The sequence below is a fragment of the Enterococcus sp. DIV2371 genome (assembly GCF_050498525.1).
GTDB lineage: Bacteria > Bacillota > Bacilli > Lactobacillales > Enterococcaceae > Enterococcus_B > Enterococcus_B mangumiae.
Genome location: NZ_JBIPAJ010000001.1, coordinates 1,110,001 through 1,125,405, shown reverse-complemented (window position 1 = coordinate 1,125,405; position 15,405 = coordinate 1,110,001). Strand labels below are relative to the sequence as shown.

Here is a 15,405-nt window from a genome sequence, read left to right as displayed (position 1 = left end):
CTGTTCGCCTCCCTTAGACTTTCTCTTGAATCTGATTCCATTTGAACTGGATCACCGTAATCACCAATACGATCACAAACAAGACCATAGCAATTGCTGAAGCGTAACCGAAATTGAATTTTACGAATGCTTCACTATAGACTTGGTAAACTAACACATTTGTTGCACGACCTGGTCCTCCATCGGTCATCACTTGGACAAGGTCAAAAATCTTGAAGCAGTTGATAACCAACATGATCGTGACAAAAAATGTTGTGGGGCGCAATGCAGGTACGGTGATGTGTCGGAATTGCTTCCACTTGTTTGCACCATCCATCGCTGCTGCTTCATATAATTCTTTCGAGATCCCTTGTAATCCAGCTAAGTACAAAATCATATAATAGCCCATTCCTCGCCAGACACTAACGATAATGATCGCTGTCAATGCCCAATCTGAACTAGACAACCAGCCTGGAGGATTTTCAATGAATACACGTAAAAACTGGTTGATTGGTCCCATCGTAGGATGAAACAACATACTCCACACCACTGCAATTGCCACTAATGAGGTGACATAGGGGAAGAAAAACGCCGTCCGAAAAAACTTGACTCCTCTTATTTTCTGATTCAGTAAAATGGCTAAACCCAACGAACAAACCAAGGTCAACGGAACAACGCCAATCGTGTACAGAAAAGTATTTTTTAGCGAGATCCAAAACGTATCGTCCGATAACATTCGAGTGAAATTTTGCAGACCAACAAATTCTGGTGTACTAAAGGAATCCCATTTCATAAAGGCTAACACTAATGAAAAAACAACTGGTACTAAAGTAAAAATCAAAAATCCAATAAAGTTTGGCGCAATAAATGACCAAGCAATCAACGTATTTTTACGTTTTAATTTATGTGAAGCTGACTTTGTTACTTCCATAGCTAGATATCAAAAAAACCAACTGGTTCTTTTGACGCTCCCCCTTTCATTAAAGGCAATGACAGGCATTTATATCAGCTATACACTGAAGGTGCAGTATGCCCACCTTCAGCATATAGTTGGCAATCGATTAAGGGAAAATCAACGTTTACCCTCGATTATTTGATGTGAATCTTGTTCACTTACAACACATCGTCACAGACCTTTTTATTCGCTTTCTTGTTTCACTCGTTTTTCCATATTGTCAATCGCTGATGTTGGTGATTCGTCGCCTACCAAAATCAGTTCATGCTCTTCCTGTAAGATCCTGTCAATCGCTGGGCCGTTCGTATCGACTGGAAACTCGATAGCAATATAATCTGGCTCAAATGCTTTTTGTGAAATCTCATCATTTGGCATTCCTTGACGGCTGAAGTACAATTCATTGATCGCATCTGTTCGATAAGAAGGGACGACACCTACTTCTGCTAACACTTTAGCACCCGCTTCTCCCGAGCAAAAATCAAGGAACTTTTGCGCTAGTTCTTGTTGTTTTGAGTTTTTATTGATCGCAAAGGCTGTGGGAGAACCAAATGTTTGGATTTCCTGTCCTTTTTCATTTTGCGGCATTTGAGTGATGCCCCACTCCACATCTGTTGAACCAGCATCAATATTTGTCAACAAAGCACCCATGTACCAAGTGCCCATGTACATCATGGCAGCCTTGGAGTTTTCAAATTGTGATTGATAGGTCACATTCGTTGACTTAGCTGTACCAAAATCCATTTGAGCTTGCTCTTCTTGCATCCGCAATACACGGTCATAGTACTCATCTAAAAAACCATAATCTGGCTCGACTAGATTTTTATTATTTTGCGCAGCTGCAATTGCTTGAACAGTCGAGCGCCACGTGTGTTGGTATGCACCGTATACTTGCTCTTCCGGTTTTGAAAGTTGTTTCGCCAAGTCTTCGTATTCTTCCCAAGTCAAATTATCTGGATAAGGTATCCCTGCCTCATCGAATAATTTTTTATTATAGTAAAGCACCCAAAAGTCTGTACGATAAGGTTGCGCATACGTTTTTTCATCAATGTCATACATCTCGTAGCTTTCCATGGCAGGGGCTGTATCTAAATCTTTGATGTGCGTAGACAAATCAACCAATTGATCTCTTAATGCGTAATTTGAATAAGACAATAGATTTTTCATCGTCAATACGTCTGTCGTATCGCCACTTGCTAACATCGTCGTCAATTTTGTATCATAATCATCTGAAGCAATATCAACGGGTTTCACTGTTACTCCAGGATTTTCTTTTTCAAATGCTCGAAAAAGTCTGTCAAATTCTGGTGTCGTTTCATAATTCCACGTACTGACTGTCAACACTGTTCCTTCTGATTGGTCTTGTGCTTGATTTTCATTTCCGCATGCACCTAACCAAAGCCCTCCACTAACAAGTAACGCAGCAATAACACTTTTTTTCAAAAACTTCATGTTCCAAATCCCTCCGTTTCATTTAATCGTCGTTTTTACCAGTAACTGTACCAAGCTGTTGTAAGTCGTACCAAGGCTTCTACATAATAGTAATCGCCCCAGATCATGCACTCTTTCACTCCTTTATTTGATTTTTTGTCATACACCCCTTCGAGTAACAAGCCATTCGATTGTGGCGAATCCACACTTGTATATCCTTTTGATAACGTTTTCATAATTGCCACAGCAACAGCTTGATATTCCTCTTTTTTCGGATCAGTCAAAGGTAGTTGCTTTGCGAGTTCCAATAAGCCGCAAACGGCGATTGCCGCAGCAGAAGTATCTCTTTCTTCTCCGCTGCCATCATGAAACACCAGATCCCAGTAACAGATCTTGTCTTCCGGTAAGCAATCAATGAAATAGTCCGCGAGTTTTTTCGCTGTTTCTAAAAAAGTATGATCGCCAGTATGATTGTAACTCAAGGTAAATCCATAAATCCCCCATGCTTGGCCACGTGCCCAGCAAGAATCGTCTGCAAAGCCTTGTTGCGTTTTGCCGCCGATTGCTTCGCCAGTTTTAGGATCGAAATAATACGTATGATATGTTGTAAAATTATCACGAACGATGTAACGCTGGGTTTGTTTGGCGTGTGTATATGCAGCTTCTTTATACTTGCCCTCTCCAGTCATCGCTGAAGCAAAATATAGCAGTGGCAAGTTCATCAAGCAATCAATGATCATACGGCCGCGTTGTTGTTCATCATTCAAATCCCCCCACGCTTGGATGATCTGTGTTTTTGGATCATAGCGCTCCATCAAACGATCGGCGGCTTTGACCGCTAATTCTTTTGAGGATTCCCGTTGATTCACTTGATAATCAGCGATGGCAGAGAGCGTATATAAAAAGCCGATATCATGTGTTTCAAGCGCAATATCTTTTTCAAGACGTCGGCGAAAAGAGGCGAGTTGCTTTTCAATCGTTGGATCGACTGCTGGATCGTTCGTCAGTTCTTTGACCAAAAAGAGCATCCCTATCCAGAAACTAGCTGTCCAATCCGTATTTTCCTCTGGAGCATAGACAAGGTCTACGCTCGCAGCAGGTGGTACGGTCTCTTGAAAAAGTGTCAGATTTTTTTTGATTTTATCAACGACAAAATCAATGTCATGTGTCAACCATTCAAATTGTGTCATTCCTACCTCCATTATCTAATCGTTAATTCGATCGTTTGATTCTTTTGTTGGATCAATAATTTTTGTCCTTTTTGTTCAATGACTGGCTGGTTCACTGTTTCATCTGGTAAAGTTCCTGAAATGAGTGACACAAGCAAGTGGTTTCCTGGTGTTAACTCAGCTGAAACAAAAGGCAACATCGTACGTGGGAAAAAGAGATTCGTGTTTGGTTCCGTTCGCACAATATCTGCGTTTTCATAGCCGATCATTCCTTTGACGGTTGATGTTCCTATACTCGTTTTTGCTTCAATACTTTGCTCAGTTGCTTTGGGCAAGCTTTGTTCGAAAGGAACACTAAAGCCGCCATCATATGCTTGAATCATATCTTTTGTTTCAATTTCATGTACTCTGACGTGACAGTTTTCCAGTGGCACGATCGTGGAACGAATCTTGACATCTTCCCACGGTGACCATTCATGGATGATACGATCAGGTAGAACAGAGAAAGCTGTATCTAATCCCTTGGGACGGAAATAATGCCCATCTTTTGCTAAAGCCAGCGTACTGTCATACGCACCTTCGTAATACCAATAATCAGACTTCGGTACGCTAAAACCAAATCGTGTTGAATAGACGAACTTGCTATATTTTGCATGAGGAAAGCTTTGCTGATTCACAAACTGACCAGCTGGAAAAGCTTGCAGATGTGTCAATAACTGATTATATTGGTAAAAATTTTTACTTTCCGGCAACGCCAATGTCTTTTCTTCGATTTGTAATGGCTGGATTTCTGCTTGCCAATAAGGGTGTTCGTCTGGAACAGCTAAAAGAATGAAACTTTTCATTGCCCAGTAAGGAGAACCCGGTCCATTATAGCCTTCCCCGAAGACTAGATTTTGATAATGATAACCAACTGTCAGTAGGCCATCCGTCGAGAAAATCTCTTTAGTCATCCAGTTTTCTAAATGGCGACTGATCAATCCTTTGATTTCACCCCAAGGTAATGCTTCGACATCGGCAAAAACTAATGCACTAAAAAAGCTGACTTGGGCAAAGCGATAGGTCAAACTACGACCAAAAGGTAATGCTTCCCCACTCGCATCAAACCAGTATTTGAATGTTTGAGCAAAAAGAACCGCCCGCTCTTTTATCCATTTTGTGCGAACTGGATCTTCATCAGCCATAAAATGGGCATATACTAGACTATAATAATGGATCGCAAAGGAGATATAGTAATCATGTTGTGTCTCAGCTCCATCAAAATACCACCCATTGCCACTATAAAACTGTTCGATCACATCAAAATCTTGCTCGATTTGTTGCTGTGAATATGGTTTTCCACATTTTTTTAAAGCGATATTCACTAAAATACGGAAGAAATACCAATTATTTTTGGGGATTCGACGCGCATTTACTGAGAATAACCACTCCGCAAGATTCGTCTGTTCCAGTGAAGACAGCCGCCCCCAGATTTTTTCAGGATTCAAAAGCAAGGTTGTACTTATAGAAGCCATCTCAACAATCAATTGATCGTAATCGGTTACGGCTCCCCAGTAATCATCACTTTGTGGATCAGTTCCTGCGATGAGCCCTTTCAAGTAATCTGATAGCAATTCATCATCGTCTTCATCGACCAAGTAAGGACCAAAGCCCCATAACGGTCGTAAAAAAGCTTCAACCTCCCTTGTTGCCTCTGAATAAACCGTCCCATGTGTTCCTAGTTTTAATTTACCTGGTTCATTTTTGTAGTAAGGACGTAAAGGTGTCATTAGCTGGCAGAAATTTTCTTGCCATTGTTGTTTTGTACGAAATTGTTGCATTTGTTTCCTTCCTCTCAATTAAAATTCCTTTGATAAATCCATAATATTCGCCGTAAACGATGACTTCATCGCCCACATCGATTTTAGCTGTTTGCTCATTAAATATTTGATAATCACTCGAACCACTGCGAAGAATAAAGCGATCCCCTTTTTCTATTTCATTTCCCCTATCCGCTTGAATGATTTTTCCTTCGATTTTCACCCAAACATGTAAGGGAACTTCTCCTGATTGATATTCTTTTTCAGTAAAAACATGTGCTTTTTGTTGTATTTCTTCTTTGACTTGATCCTCAAAAGCGATCTCTTGTTGCCGATTATTTGCTTGACACCCCGCACAGAAACTCATGATAAGAATGAATGGTACCCCAAAGAGAAATCGTTTGATTGTCCTATCCTCCTTATTGAAATCGTTTTCTTTTACTAAATTTTACCTAAAATTAGTAAAAAGTCAACATTTTTTTGGTAAAAAAATAAATATTTTTACTTGCCTTTTTACTGAAATTACCTATACTATAATTAATAAAGTCTATTATCCGGAGGTACCTTATGGCGACGATCACCGATATCGCAAAGGAAGCAGGCGTATCGATCTCTACTGTTTCACGCGTATTGAATTATGACGACACACTCTCAGCAACAGAAGAAACCAAACGAAAAGTTTTCGAAATTGCAGAAAAGCTAAATTACACCAAATATAAAAAGAAAGCCAGAAAAAGTGGCAGCTTAAATCCAGCGACTGAACTTTCAAAAAAAAATGGTGTCATTGGTTTGATCACTTGGCGCACGAGTGACGAGGAATTAGAAGATATTTATTACATGTCCATTCGTTTAGCTGCGGAAAAACGCGCAGTCGAACTTGGTTATCATGTAACAAACTTCTCTCAAAACGAACAACATCAACTACAAGCAGTCGATGGCGTTTTAGCAATCGGTAAATTTACACAGGAAAAAATCGATGAATTAAATACCACTGCGCCGAATCTCTGTGTCGTTGGATCAAATTTTCCTTTTCACGATTATGATTGTGTCAATACTGACTTCGGTCAAGCTACGGAAGTCGCCCTTCATCATCTGCTCGATTTAGGCCATAAAAAGATTGCTTATATCGGTGCAGAAGAAAGTGATAATCTCTATGGTTTTCGAACCTACAAAACACCAACAACAAATACGTATATCGACATGATGAAACATCATCATTTGTTTGATGAAAACTATTTTTTTGTAAAAGAAAACAGTTCACTTGACGTTAAAACAAGTGAAGCATTAACTGAAAAAGCCTTGGCACATTGGCAAGGCGATTTACCAACTGCCATCTTAGCCGCAAACGATGCTTTTGCTATCGGCATCATCCATACATTGAATGCGCACGACATTCAAGTTCCCGAACAAATCAGTGTGATGGGCATCAATGATTTATCTATTTCTCGCTATATCACGCCTCCCCTTTCTACAGTGAGAGCTTATACAGAAGAAATGGGTGAAACAGGAATCAATCTCTTACATGAGCGCATCCACACACCGGGCATCGCAAAACGCATCCTTTTAGATACAGAATTAGTCGTCAGGGGCTCAACGACACGTCCTGTTGAAACCAGACGTTGAACAGTGATCATCCCCGAGAATAAGCCAGAAAACCCCAAGTTTGAATCTAGGGTTTTCTGGCTTATTTCTTACGAAGCTACTTCTGGAATGCCTTTTTATTTCTCGTTAGACGTCCTCCGTATAGGGTTGTTGTCATTTACTTGTAATCGTGCACTCGATTTGGATCGTTCCTGCTCGCTCCAACTGATAAGTTGCTTGAATCAACGTAGCTTCTACTTCTTGACCGTAATGATTGAAATATGTCTGTCTGATCAACTGAACAGGTCTTGAAAAAAGCATCTCACACTTTTCCTTTTCCCCTACAATGCACACCGTTCCTTCTCTAACTTCAACTGGATGAGTTGTTATAAAATTTTCAACTACCTCCTGATTTTCTTTGTCAGATACGAAAACATCCTTCAGCACTAATTGTCGTTTGGTACGATCTACTTCTAACGTTCGTTCCATCTGAAGCAATCTTGCCTGTCGAGGATAAATATGAGTTAATTCGGTCTTAAAAATACCGCCAGTTCTTGTTCGTTGAAAACTCGTATTTTCCGCTGACACGGTACCCGAAAGCTGGTAAGCATCAGCAATGATCGGCACACTATGTCCAAGTGCATTGTTAACTAAAAAACGATAGCGCTTTTTTTCGTCAAAATAATCTTTTGTATACTCACCCGCTCCAAGATCTGTTAAAAACAACGTTTCTTTTGTACCGAAAATGAAATGACCGATATCAAGATGATTATGACTTTCATCATTGCGTCCTCCTTTGGCTGTAAAAACCAAATTTTCTTTTGCAGATTGAAGAACACCCCATGCCACATCATCAAAAAAATGAAAGATTTCTTTTGAGCTATCTCCATTGTACTGCTTTGTCCAAAGTAAATTACGTAATAATGGAGCAAAGCGATAGCAATGATCAAAATCCAACTCATTCATCGCTTTAATTTCTGGAATTTCGACACGAAACCGTTCATGACAGAAGCTCAATAGTCCACTAGGCAGCTCTGCTGGATGATAATCAGAAAACGGTACTCCCTCTTTTTCATCGATCATCACGTAAAAAGGAAAAGCCGCGATTCTTTTTACTTTGTCATCTGATAAATAGCGGTCATCCTCGTAAACTTGTTGATATTTTTCCGCAAAATAGCAATAATAACCAAACCCATAAGCCCAGTAACTGATACCTTCTTCACAGGCACCATCATTTCCAAAGCTGCGTAGATAAGATTGGACACAGCGATCAACCTTCACTAATATTTCTTTTTGTAACTCAGCATTTCTTTCTAATAAATCCAATGCCGCCATTCCGATCGAACCACCGATTACCGCACTCCAATTGTTTTCCAATGATTCAAACGACCATGTCTCTTTTATCAAAGGAACAAATAAACGTTGAGCAACTTCTGTCCTGATTCGAAAAGTCAACGTTTCAGACAATTCTGTCGAAAAAAGACTGACGATTTCTGCTAGCATTTGCCCCGTCTCGGCAGCAAATAAATCGATCCATGTGGCGGCATCTAAACGAAAGTGATCGCCCTCGATCGGTAAATGAGCGGGTAAACTCCAACTATATTCGTTACAGATTTCCCATAGGACTTGTTCCAATTTTTCAATAACTTCTACTTCTTTTTGTTGTAATAAGGACAATGTCAAGACACTTACTTGTTTACGTCTGGCAAAGTAGGCAGTCTCAAAAGACAATCGCTCACCAGTCCGTAAGAAATCCCTATAGCCCGAAACTGGCAAATTAGGTACTGTTGGATTCACAAGATATTCTTTTTTTGCTTCTAATAATTGCATCAAAAAGCGCTTTTTCATTATCTATCCCTTCATTGGCTGATCATTCTTACCCCAAAATTCAATTTGCGTTAGTGCCGGAAACGGTGATGGATCTTCTGCTTGGATCAACTTACAAAAACGTACAGTTCTGGTCTTTTTCTGAACAAATGAAAAATGTTGTGGATGAGCAGTTTTCTCTGTTGCAAATGTTTCACTTGTACCATCGTCAAACTCGATCGTTACATTCGTCCAGTAACTATCATGCGGAAAATCTGCACGCCATGTGAAAACAACTTTATCCAACTGGACATCTCGCCCAAAATCGATCGTCAAAGCTGCATCAGCTTGCTGATTGATCCCCCAAGATTGAAACGGATATGAGCCATGAGAGTGATTGGCATAAACACCATCGATTGCGTTGCAAGCAAAGAAAGTTGCATCATTCCTCGTTTCCACATTCGCACTTGCATGAGGATAAGCCCCAGATTCTTCTTTTTGATCATGCGGATTCAGCGCTAAATTACGATACATTTTGACCTCATCCTCAGAAGCACAGCGAACACTGATGTAATGACGTCCTCCAGAAAAACGAGTCTCCGGTCTAGCTTTGATACGATTCGACTGAAACGAAACTTCATACGTCCATTTATTTTCTGGTAAATACACAAGCGAAGGTTCTAACGTTTCATCTAATTTAACCCATAAATAACTTCCTGACTCTTCCGTTTCAACAACGATCTGGTCCCCTTCTTGGTACTCAAATTTTCTCATGGACAAATGCACAAAATTTTCCGCAGATTCCACCAGGTCTTTCTCGATTTCCTCTTCTCCTTGAAGATGCTTTCTTGGCACACCCTCATTATCATAAATTGCGACTGTTAACTTGGTCATTTTCTACCTCCTACGAGCATTTTTATCTATTATAACGTGACTAGCAAGAAAAGAAAACGATTTATTTTACTAAATATTTAGTAATTTAATTGAAACACATGAAAGAAGCGTTTTGACCTCAATAATAAGATAGAGAATTGAAAATCGTTTTTCATAATATCCATTTCAGGAGCCACACGTTAGCTAATGAGCCAAGCCCTTCATATCTTTCCATTTTTTTAAACACCAATTACTCTTTTAAAAAAAGCTAGTATCCCAGTACCTTTTCAATCGGATGGAACTTTACTATTTATCGCCCTGAGAATATTCTTTTATTTCGAAAAATTAGATAAAAACAAATAAATAACCTTTAAAAACTAATTAAAATCACATTTATCTAATTATCACTTTTATAAACTATAATAGAAAGCGTATTCAACATAACGTTTTTTCATATTAAAATAATATATCTTACTAAATTAAAACTAAATGATATTGCAAATACATACTGATAATCATGGAAAAAGGAATAGTATATATATCAAAATCATCAAAAAATATTTGATTTGCAAAAAAGTTAAATAAAAATGTGAAAATAATGATAAAAACATTGATTAAATTTTAAATAACGAATACACTAATAGTAATAACTAAATTCTTATTTAAAAAAAATGTAATTATTTTTTTCTCCTATCATTGTCTAAAAAGAAAGGCTGCCAGTATGAATAATTTACCTATGACATTACAATTAGATAATCAATTCAAACGACAGTATAACTTGTTACAGTTTATACGTACGCACCAGAATAAAAATTTAACGCTTAGTGATCTATCTCAGGAATTAGGTACATCAAAGCCAACTTTACGAAAAGATATCGACATTATCAATAGTTCTTTGCCTACGAACGATTTTCAATTAACCTACAATGACCAAGGTTTCTTACAAATCACTCAACAAGAAATCTCTGTCGATTCAGTGATCACTCGGTTAGCAAAAGACACGACGATTTATCGTATGATGGATTTATTGCTCCATGATAAAGCCTACACTACAGAAGAATTATCCGAACACTTAATGATTTCTCGCAGCTCGATTTTTAACATTATACGCCATATGAATGAAGTGCTAAAAGAATACCGCGTATCGATCGCAACAGGTCCACTAACCTTTATTGGTAAAGAAGAAGATATTCGCTTTTTACTCTTTTCATTTTATTCTAGTTTTGGCGATAGTCAGATCATTGATTCTGATAGTAATCACCATGCACAAACGATTATTGAACATGGTCGAAAAAGTGGGATCACTTTTCTTCATTTTAGTCATTTTCGTTTCACTCTTTGGTTATCCATCGCTAAAGTAAGAGGGCAAGCTAAAAAATTTTGCTATTTGAAGGAAAGTACAGCCGAATTAGTTAAAAAGAATCGGGGATATCAAGTCATCGAACCATTGATTGCCTTATATTATTCCTCACTATTCAAGCTAGCAATCCCTGAATCAGAATCTTTATGGCTCTATCTCGCGTTTTTACATTGTGTCTCTTACTCAAAATGGCAAGGCTTAGACGAAGAGCGAGTATATGCTTTTCGCCGAGAAGAAAGTGCGCCAGTCGTTGCAGCAGTTCACCGTTTTTTATTACAGGTTTTCCCTAAGCAGATGCTAGATGACGGCTCTTTAGAAAAAATGGAGGCCTTTTTGATCAATACAAGATTACTTTCAAATATGAGTACGTCTTATGAAATGACTTCCGTTGCTTTGATCGATTTAATGAAAGAAAAATATCCAGAGATTTATCAGCTTTGGTTTCGCCAATTAGAGCGTTTAAAAGCAAATCCACTATTTGAGTTCACTCATCTTGATCACTTAGCTGCTAGTTTGACTACGTTTCATGCAACGATTTTACGTATAAAGTCACAGCAACCCCTTAGAGTCATTGTAGCGCTGCAAAGCTGTCCATCGATGGATGACTACATCATTCAAGAAGCAGAATTACTCTTCTTGCGACAAATCTCTGTCAAATTTTTGATTGAGCAACCAGTAACTATAAAAGAGATCAACGATCATCAAGCCAGTCTGATCATCTGCAACTATGATTTGCACTTAAATGAAGATTTACCTTGTCCAATCCACCGCCTACCTAATATCCCTTCAAAAGAGGATTGGACGCTTCTAATGGATAAAATCACTTATTTAAATTCAGCTACTTCTACAGCAAACAATACAGGTTATTTTTAGGCACTTTATTTTTATTTATAGAAGAATACCCAGTGAATTATTTTGAGATCTCAAATAATTCACTGGGTATTCTTCGTGGCTCAACTTATTGGTTTGTTTGTATGTATCGATGCCGACAACGTTTGATAAGAAAATACCAGCATCCAGGATAAAACAGCACGATCCTGAGATGAGTAGATTTTGAGTTTGAGCACTCTTGTTTTGCTAAAAACCTTTTGTTTTACTTAGATGATCGCCACCCTTGTATCTACTTTGATAGGTTTGATTACATGATTTATTTCCACCATAGATGAATGACCTAAAATACGTTTTACTCTAGATCAATCGACGGATTTTTTCTTTTTTCTATACAGCAATACGTATGGAACTATACAAGCTAAACTATTTAACAAAAGTACAACTATCCGCTTTATTGCGATTAAATATAATGGAACATAATGTAGGCCTTCACCTATCATCTCAAATAAAAGAGTAAAACCAGATTGAGTATACATGAATGTTATCATCAAATTAAATAATACAACAACCGTATAAGCAATTAGTGAAGTGAGCTTGATCCATTTGTTGTGATTTCCTAAAAATAGTAAGCTTATCAATCCACCAACTATTGTTATAATAGTAGCAAATAGCAGTATAATATCAATAAACTGCATAATACTATCATACTTAACTAGATTTTCAATTGATAAAACTAGCAGTAAGAATATTGTTGGAATGATCGAGATGACTACAGCACTCTTCTGATAACCTAATCCACCTTTAGTCCAATTACTCACTTTTAGAATTTTTATATCTTTGACTATTCGATATAAACTAACGACTGTTCTCTCCTCATCAAGTATGTATATGTGATTCGCCAAAATCATGAATATTAGTGATAAAATATAATAGATGATCAACAATCCGATAGTAACAAACTTTAAAGGAACATTTGCTGGCCTTGAATTTACGCTCCCTTCATCTAAGTAGATAATAGCTGAAGAGTTGATTAATACGATAATCCAAAGTAGTACTGTCCCAGTACTCATATTGAAAAAGAACATAGATTTTGACTTTAAATTCTTTTGATAAGGTAATAGTAGATTTAACCATGGCAGTAAGAATACAAGCAAATACAACCCGAATGACAAGTAAACAAACCAAAAATATGCTCCACTCAATAAATAAAATTGAGCCACCTGAGCGGTTCCAAGAGCAAGAATAGCAGTTGAACCTAAAGCAACAACGATTCTCCAGCTTTTTTTAAGATCAAATTTTTTATGTATCCCCTCAAGTACATCATATATATGTATTTTTATGATAATATCGTGTAAAACCATAGTAATGATCCATTGCACTATAGCGATACATAGATAAACAATGGGGAGCAACCACACTAAAACTAAAAAAATTTCATCATCTCCTTTATTAATAGCTTTTCTCTAGCTTGTTTAGTAACATTTAGCCATCAATTGTACTCAATTTTGAATAAATGAAATAAAGTATATAAATACCTAAAAACACCAACTAGATACTCGCTCTTGATAAATAAGAACTGTTTATATGTATGATTTTAAATGAGTTTCCACTAGTTGTAAACACTATACTATTTTGTACTCCCATTGATTCGATGAATGGTTCAAACTGACTTTCACTATATATAGATGCTAGGAATGTCTAAGGTTCGATGTCGTGTAAAACGTGCCCCAGGTAACTGTTTTTTTCGGCTCTTTGAAACAGCCAGCATCACTCCGAAAAGTTATCAATCAGAAATTATTTTTTCGTTTTGGCTACTAGCCACTGTAGCAAACCAGATTCTTTTCATCAAGCAGATGGTTTTCTGCGCCAACAGAAGAATCACTGATTTTCTTCAAGTTACTCCGCTTTCTCCATTAGAGAGTAATTTCCCGCTTGTTCTTTCTATCCTACAAACTTGAAATCTAGACTTTTATCCTTAGAAATACACATGGCGTACGCTTGCTTCTTGGTGGGATTTCTGACTAAGCTAATAGCTTTAGATAGCTTTCTTCCTAATTACGTTAAAAAGAGAATAACAGAAGATTAAGTAAAATTGAAGCCCACTTCTTTCTCCTATAATAGAGATACAACTTTTACATGGTATTACAACATAGGTACTATCATTTTGATATAAAAAAAGAACCTCTTAATGTAAGATATACCTACACTAAAAGGTTATTGTGATACCGGCGGCCGGGGTCGAACCGGCACGATCGTGAGATCACTGGATTTTGAGTCCAGCGCGTCTGCCAATTCCGCCACGCCGGCAAATAGATGAAACTGGGGTAGCTGGATTCGAACCAACGCATGAGGGAGTCAAAGTCCCTTGCCTTACCGCTTGGCTATACCCCAATGAAAAAGGGCGAATGATGGGAATCGAACCCACGAGTGTCGGAGCCACAATCCGATGCGTTAACCACTTCGCCACATCCGCCATGATAAAATAATCTGTTATTTAATTTGCGAATAAAAAACTAAGATGTGGTCATCTTAGTTAATACCGGCGGCCGGGGTCGAACCGGCACGCCCTCAACGGGCACTGGATTTTGAGTCCAGCGCGTCTGCCAATTCCGCCACGCCGGCAATGTAATTAGTACTAAGGCGGTAACCGGATTTGAACCGGTGATGAAGGTTTTGCAGACCTCTGCCTTACCACTTGGCTATACCGCCATTATACTATTTTTAGCTATAAATTAATATTTATAGGACTGGGGTAGCTGGATTCGAACCAACGCATGAGGGAGTCAAAGTCCCTTGCCTTACCGCTTGGCTATACCCCAATGAAAAAAGGCGAATGATGGGAATCGAACCCACGAATGTCGGAGCCACAATCCGATGCGTTAACCACTTCGCCACATCCGCCATGGCAGGGGCAGCAGGAATTGAACCCACACTAACGGTTTTGGAGACCGCTGTTCTACCTTTAAACTATGCCCCTATAAAATGGAGGAGAGTGGATTCGAACCACTGAACCCTAAGGAACGGATTTACAGTCCGTCGCGTTTAGCCACTTCGCTACTCCTCCATGGTGGCGCGGGACAGAATCGAACTGCCGACACACGGAGCTTCAATCCGTTGCTCTACCAACTGAGCTACCGCGCCATAAAGAATAAATTAATAAATTGTTTGTTAATTGAATAGAAATGACGGTCCCGACGGGAATCGAACCCGCGATCTCCTGCGTGACAGGCAGGCATGTTAACCCCTACACCACGGAACCAAATCATTATGGAGGTTAACGGGATCGAACCGCTGACCCTCTGCTTGTAAGGCAGATGCTCTCCCAGCTGAGCTAAACCTCCAATGTATCCAATTAATGACCCGTACGGGATTCGAACCCGTGTTACCGCCGTGAAAGGGCGGTGTCTTAACCGCTTGACCAACGGGCCAGTAAAAAATCAATTACGGAGAGTAAGGGATTCGAACCCTTGAGACAGTTTGCACCATCTACATGATTTCCAATCATGCTCCTTCGGCCTCTCGGACAACTCTCCAGAGTGAAAGAAGCTCATTACTCTTCTCATAAATGAGAACTCCGGCAGTAGGACTCGAACCTACGACATCATGATTAACAGTCATGCGCTA

Annotated in this window: 10 protein-coding genes and 15 tRNA genes (1 of these 25 only partly in view); 2 read left to right on the top strand and 23 right to left on the bottom strand. The window is 38.7% G+C overall.

The window, feature by feature from the left end; translation table 11 throughout:
* Positions 1-13: 13 nt before the first annotated feature.
* From IGL24_RS05285 to IGL24_RS05265, 5 genes are all read right to left on the bottom strand, one after another.
* Positions 14-910 carry a carbohydrate ABC transporter permease gene (locus IGL24_RS05285; protein ID WP_206856399.1) on the bottom strand — a complete coding sequence of 299 codons (897 nt, stop codon included), beginning with the start codon at positions 908-910 and terminating at the stop codon, positions 14-16.
* 207 nt (positions 911-1,117) lie between these two features.
* Positions 1,118-2,383, bottom strand: a complete 1,266-nt coding sequence (locus tag IGL24_RS05280) for an ABC transporter substrate-binding protein (protein WP_207700263.1) — start codon at positions 2,381-2,383, stop codon at positions 1,118-1,120.
* A gap of 35 nt (positions 2,384-2,418) precedes the next feature.
* Positions 2,419-3,552, bottom strand: coding sequence for a glycoside hydrolase family 88 protein (locus IGL24_RS05275; RefSeq protein ID WP_207700264.1), 1,134 nt, complete (start codon positions 3,550-3,552; stop codon positions 2,419-2,421).
* Between the two features lie 11 nt (positions 3,553-3,563).
* Entirely contained in the window at positions 3,564-5,351 is a 1,788-nt protein-coding gene (locus IGL24_RS05270; protein ID WP_207700265.1) for a DUF2264 domain-containing protein, read from the bottom strand.
* Positions 5,269-5,697, bottom strand: a complete 429-nt coding sequence (locus IGL24_RS05265) for a hypothetical protein (protein WP_207700266.1) — start codon at positions 5,695-5,697, stop codon at positions 5,269-5,271. The genes IGL24_RS05270 and IGL24_RS05265 overlap by 83 nt, the downstream gene beginning before the upstream one ends.
* A 200-nt stretch (positions 5,698-5,897) precedes the next feature.
* Here IGL24_RS05265 and IGL24_RS05260 point away from each other — a divergent pair, with 200 nt between their 5' ends.
* On the top strand, positions 5,898-6,953 hold the full coding sequence (locus tag IGL24_RS05260) for a LacI family DNA-binding transcriptional regulator (RefSeq protein ID WP_207700267.1): 1,056 nt from the start codon (positions 5,898-5,900) through the stop codon (positions 6,951-6,953).
* A gap of 132 nt (positions 6,954-7,085) precedes the next feature.
* Here IGL24_RS05260 and IGL24_RS05255 read toward each other — a convergent pair whose 3' ends face one another.
* Positions 7,086-8,759 carry a heparinase II/III domain-containing protein gene (locus tag IGL24_RS05255; protein ID WP_207700268.1) on the bottom strand — a complete coding sequence of 558 codons (1,674 nt, stop codon included), beginning with the start codon at positions 8,757-8,759 and terminating at the stop codon, positions 7,086-7,088.
* 3 nt (positions 8,760-8,762) lie between these two features.
* Positions 8,763-9,611: a discoidin domain-containing protein gene (locus IGL24_RS05250; protein ID WP_207700269.1), complete on the bottom strand. Its 849-nt coding sequence runs from the start codon at positions 9,609-9,611 to the stop codon at positions 8,763-8,765.
* A gap of 700 nt (positions 9,612-10,311) precedes the next feature.
* Here IGL24_RS05250 and IGL24_RS05245 point away from each other — a divergent pair.
* The gene (locus tag IGL24_RS05245) at positions 10,312-11,823 is read left to right on the top strand and encodes a helix-turn-helix domain-containing protein (RefSeq protein WP_429968405.1); all 1,512 of its coding nucleotides are present in this window, start codon (positions 10,312-10,314) and stop codon (positions 11,821-11,823) included.
* Positions 11,824-12,143: 320 nt separating this feature from the next.
* Here the strand turns inward: IGL24_RS05245 and IGL24_RS05240 are convergent, their stop codons facing one another.
* From IGL24_RS05240 to IGL24_RS05165, 16 genes are all read right to left on the bottom strand, one after another.
* Positions 12,144-13,142, bottom strand: a complete 999-nt coding sequence (locus IGL24_RS05240) for a hypothetical protein (RefSeq protein WP_207700457.1) — start codon at positions 13,140-13,142, stop codon at positions 12,144-12,146.
* An 862-nt stretch (positions 13,143-14,004) separates the two neighbouring features.
* Positions 14,005-14,088 (bottom strand) — tRNA-Leu (locus tag IGL24_RS05235).
* 12 nt (positions 14,089-14,100) lie between these two features.
* Positions 14,101-14,172: transfer RNA gene (locus tag IGL24_RS05230), tRNA-Gln, on the bottom strand.
* Positions 14,173-14,181: 9 nt separating this feature from the next.
* Positions 14,182-14,254: transfer RNA gene (locus IGL24_RS05225), tRNA-His, on the bottom strand.
* Positions 14,255-14,318: 64 nt separating this feature from the next.
* Positions 14,319-14,403, bottom strand: a tRNA-Leu gene (locus tag IGL24_RS05220).
* Between the two features lie 16 nt (positions 14,404-14,419).
* Positions 14,420-14,490 (bottom strand) — tRNA-Cys (locus tag IGL24_RS05215).
* A gap of 38 nt (positions 14,491-14,528) precedes the next feature.
* Positions 14,529-14,600 (bottom strand) — tRNA-Gln (locus IGL24_RS05210).
* A gap of 9 nt (positions 14,601-14,609) precedes the next feature.
* Positions 14,610-14,682 (bottom strand) — tRNA-His (locus IGL24_RS05205).
* A 2-nt stretch (positions 14,683-14,684) separates the two neighbouring features.
* Positions 14,685-14,758, bottom strand: a tRNA-Trp gene (locus IGL24_RS05200).
* A 6-nt stretch (positions 14,759-14,764) separates the two neighbouring features.
* A tRNA-Tyr gene (locus IGL24_RS05195) sits at positions 14,765-14,845 on the bottom strand.
* A 1-nt stretch (position 14,846) separates the two neighbouring features.
* Positions 14,847-14,922, bottom strand: a tRNA-Phe gene (locus IGL24_RS05190).
* 45 nt (positions 14,923-14,967) lie between these two features.
* Positions 14,968-15,040 (bottom strand) — tRNA-Asp (locus tag IGL24_RS05185).
* Between the two features lie 9 nt (positions 15,041-15,049).
* Positions 15,050-15,122, bottom strand: a tRNA-Val gene (locus IGL24_RS05180).
* Between the two features lie 15 nt (positions 15,123-15,137).
* A tRNA-Glu gene (locus IGL24_RS05175) sits at positions 15,138-15,209 on the bottom strand.
* A 16-nt stretch (positions 15,210-15,225) separates the two neighbouring features.
* Positions 15,226-15,314: transfer RNA gene (locus tag IGL24_RS05170), tRNA-Ser, on the bottom strand.
* A gap of 39 nt (positions 15,315-15,353) precedes the next feature.
* Positions 15,354-15,405 (bottom strand) — tRNA-Asn (locus IGL24_RS05165); it runs 22 nt beyond the window's last position.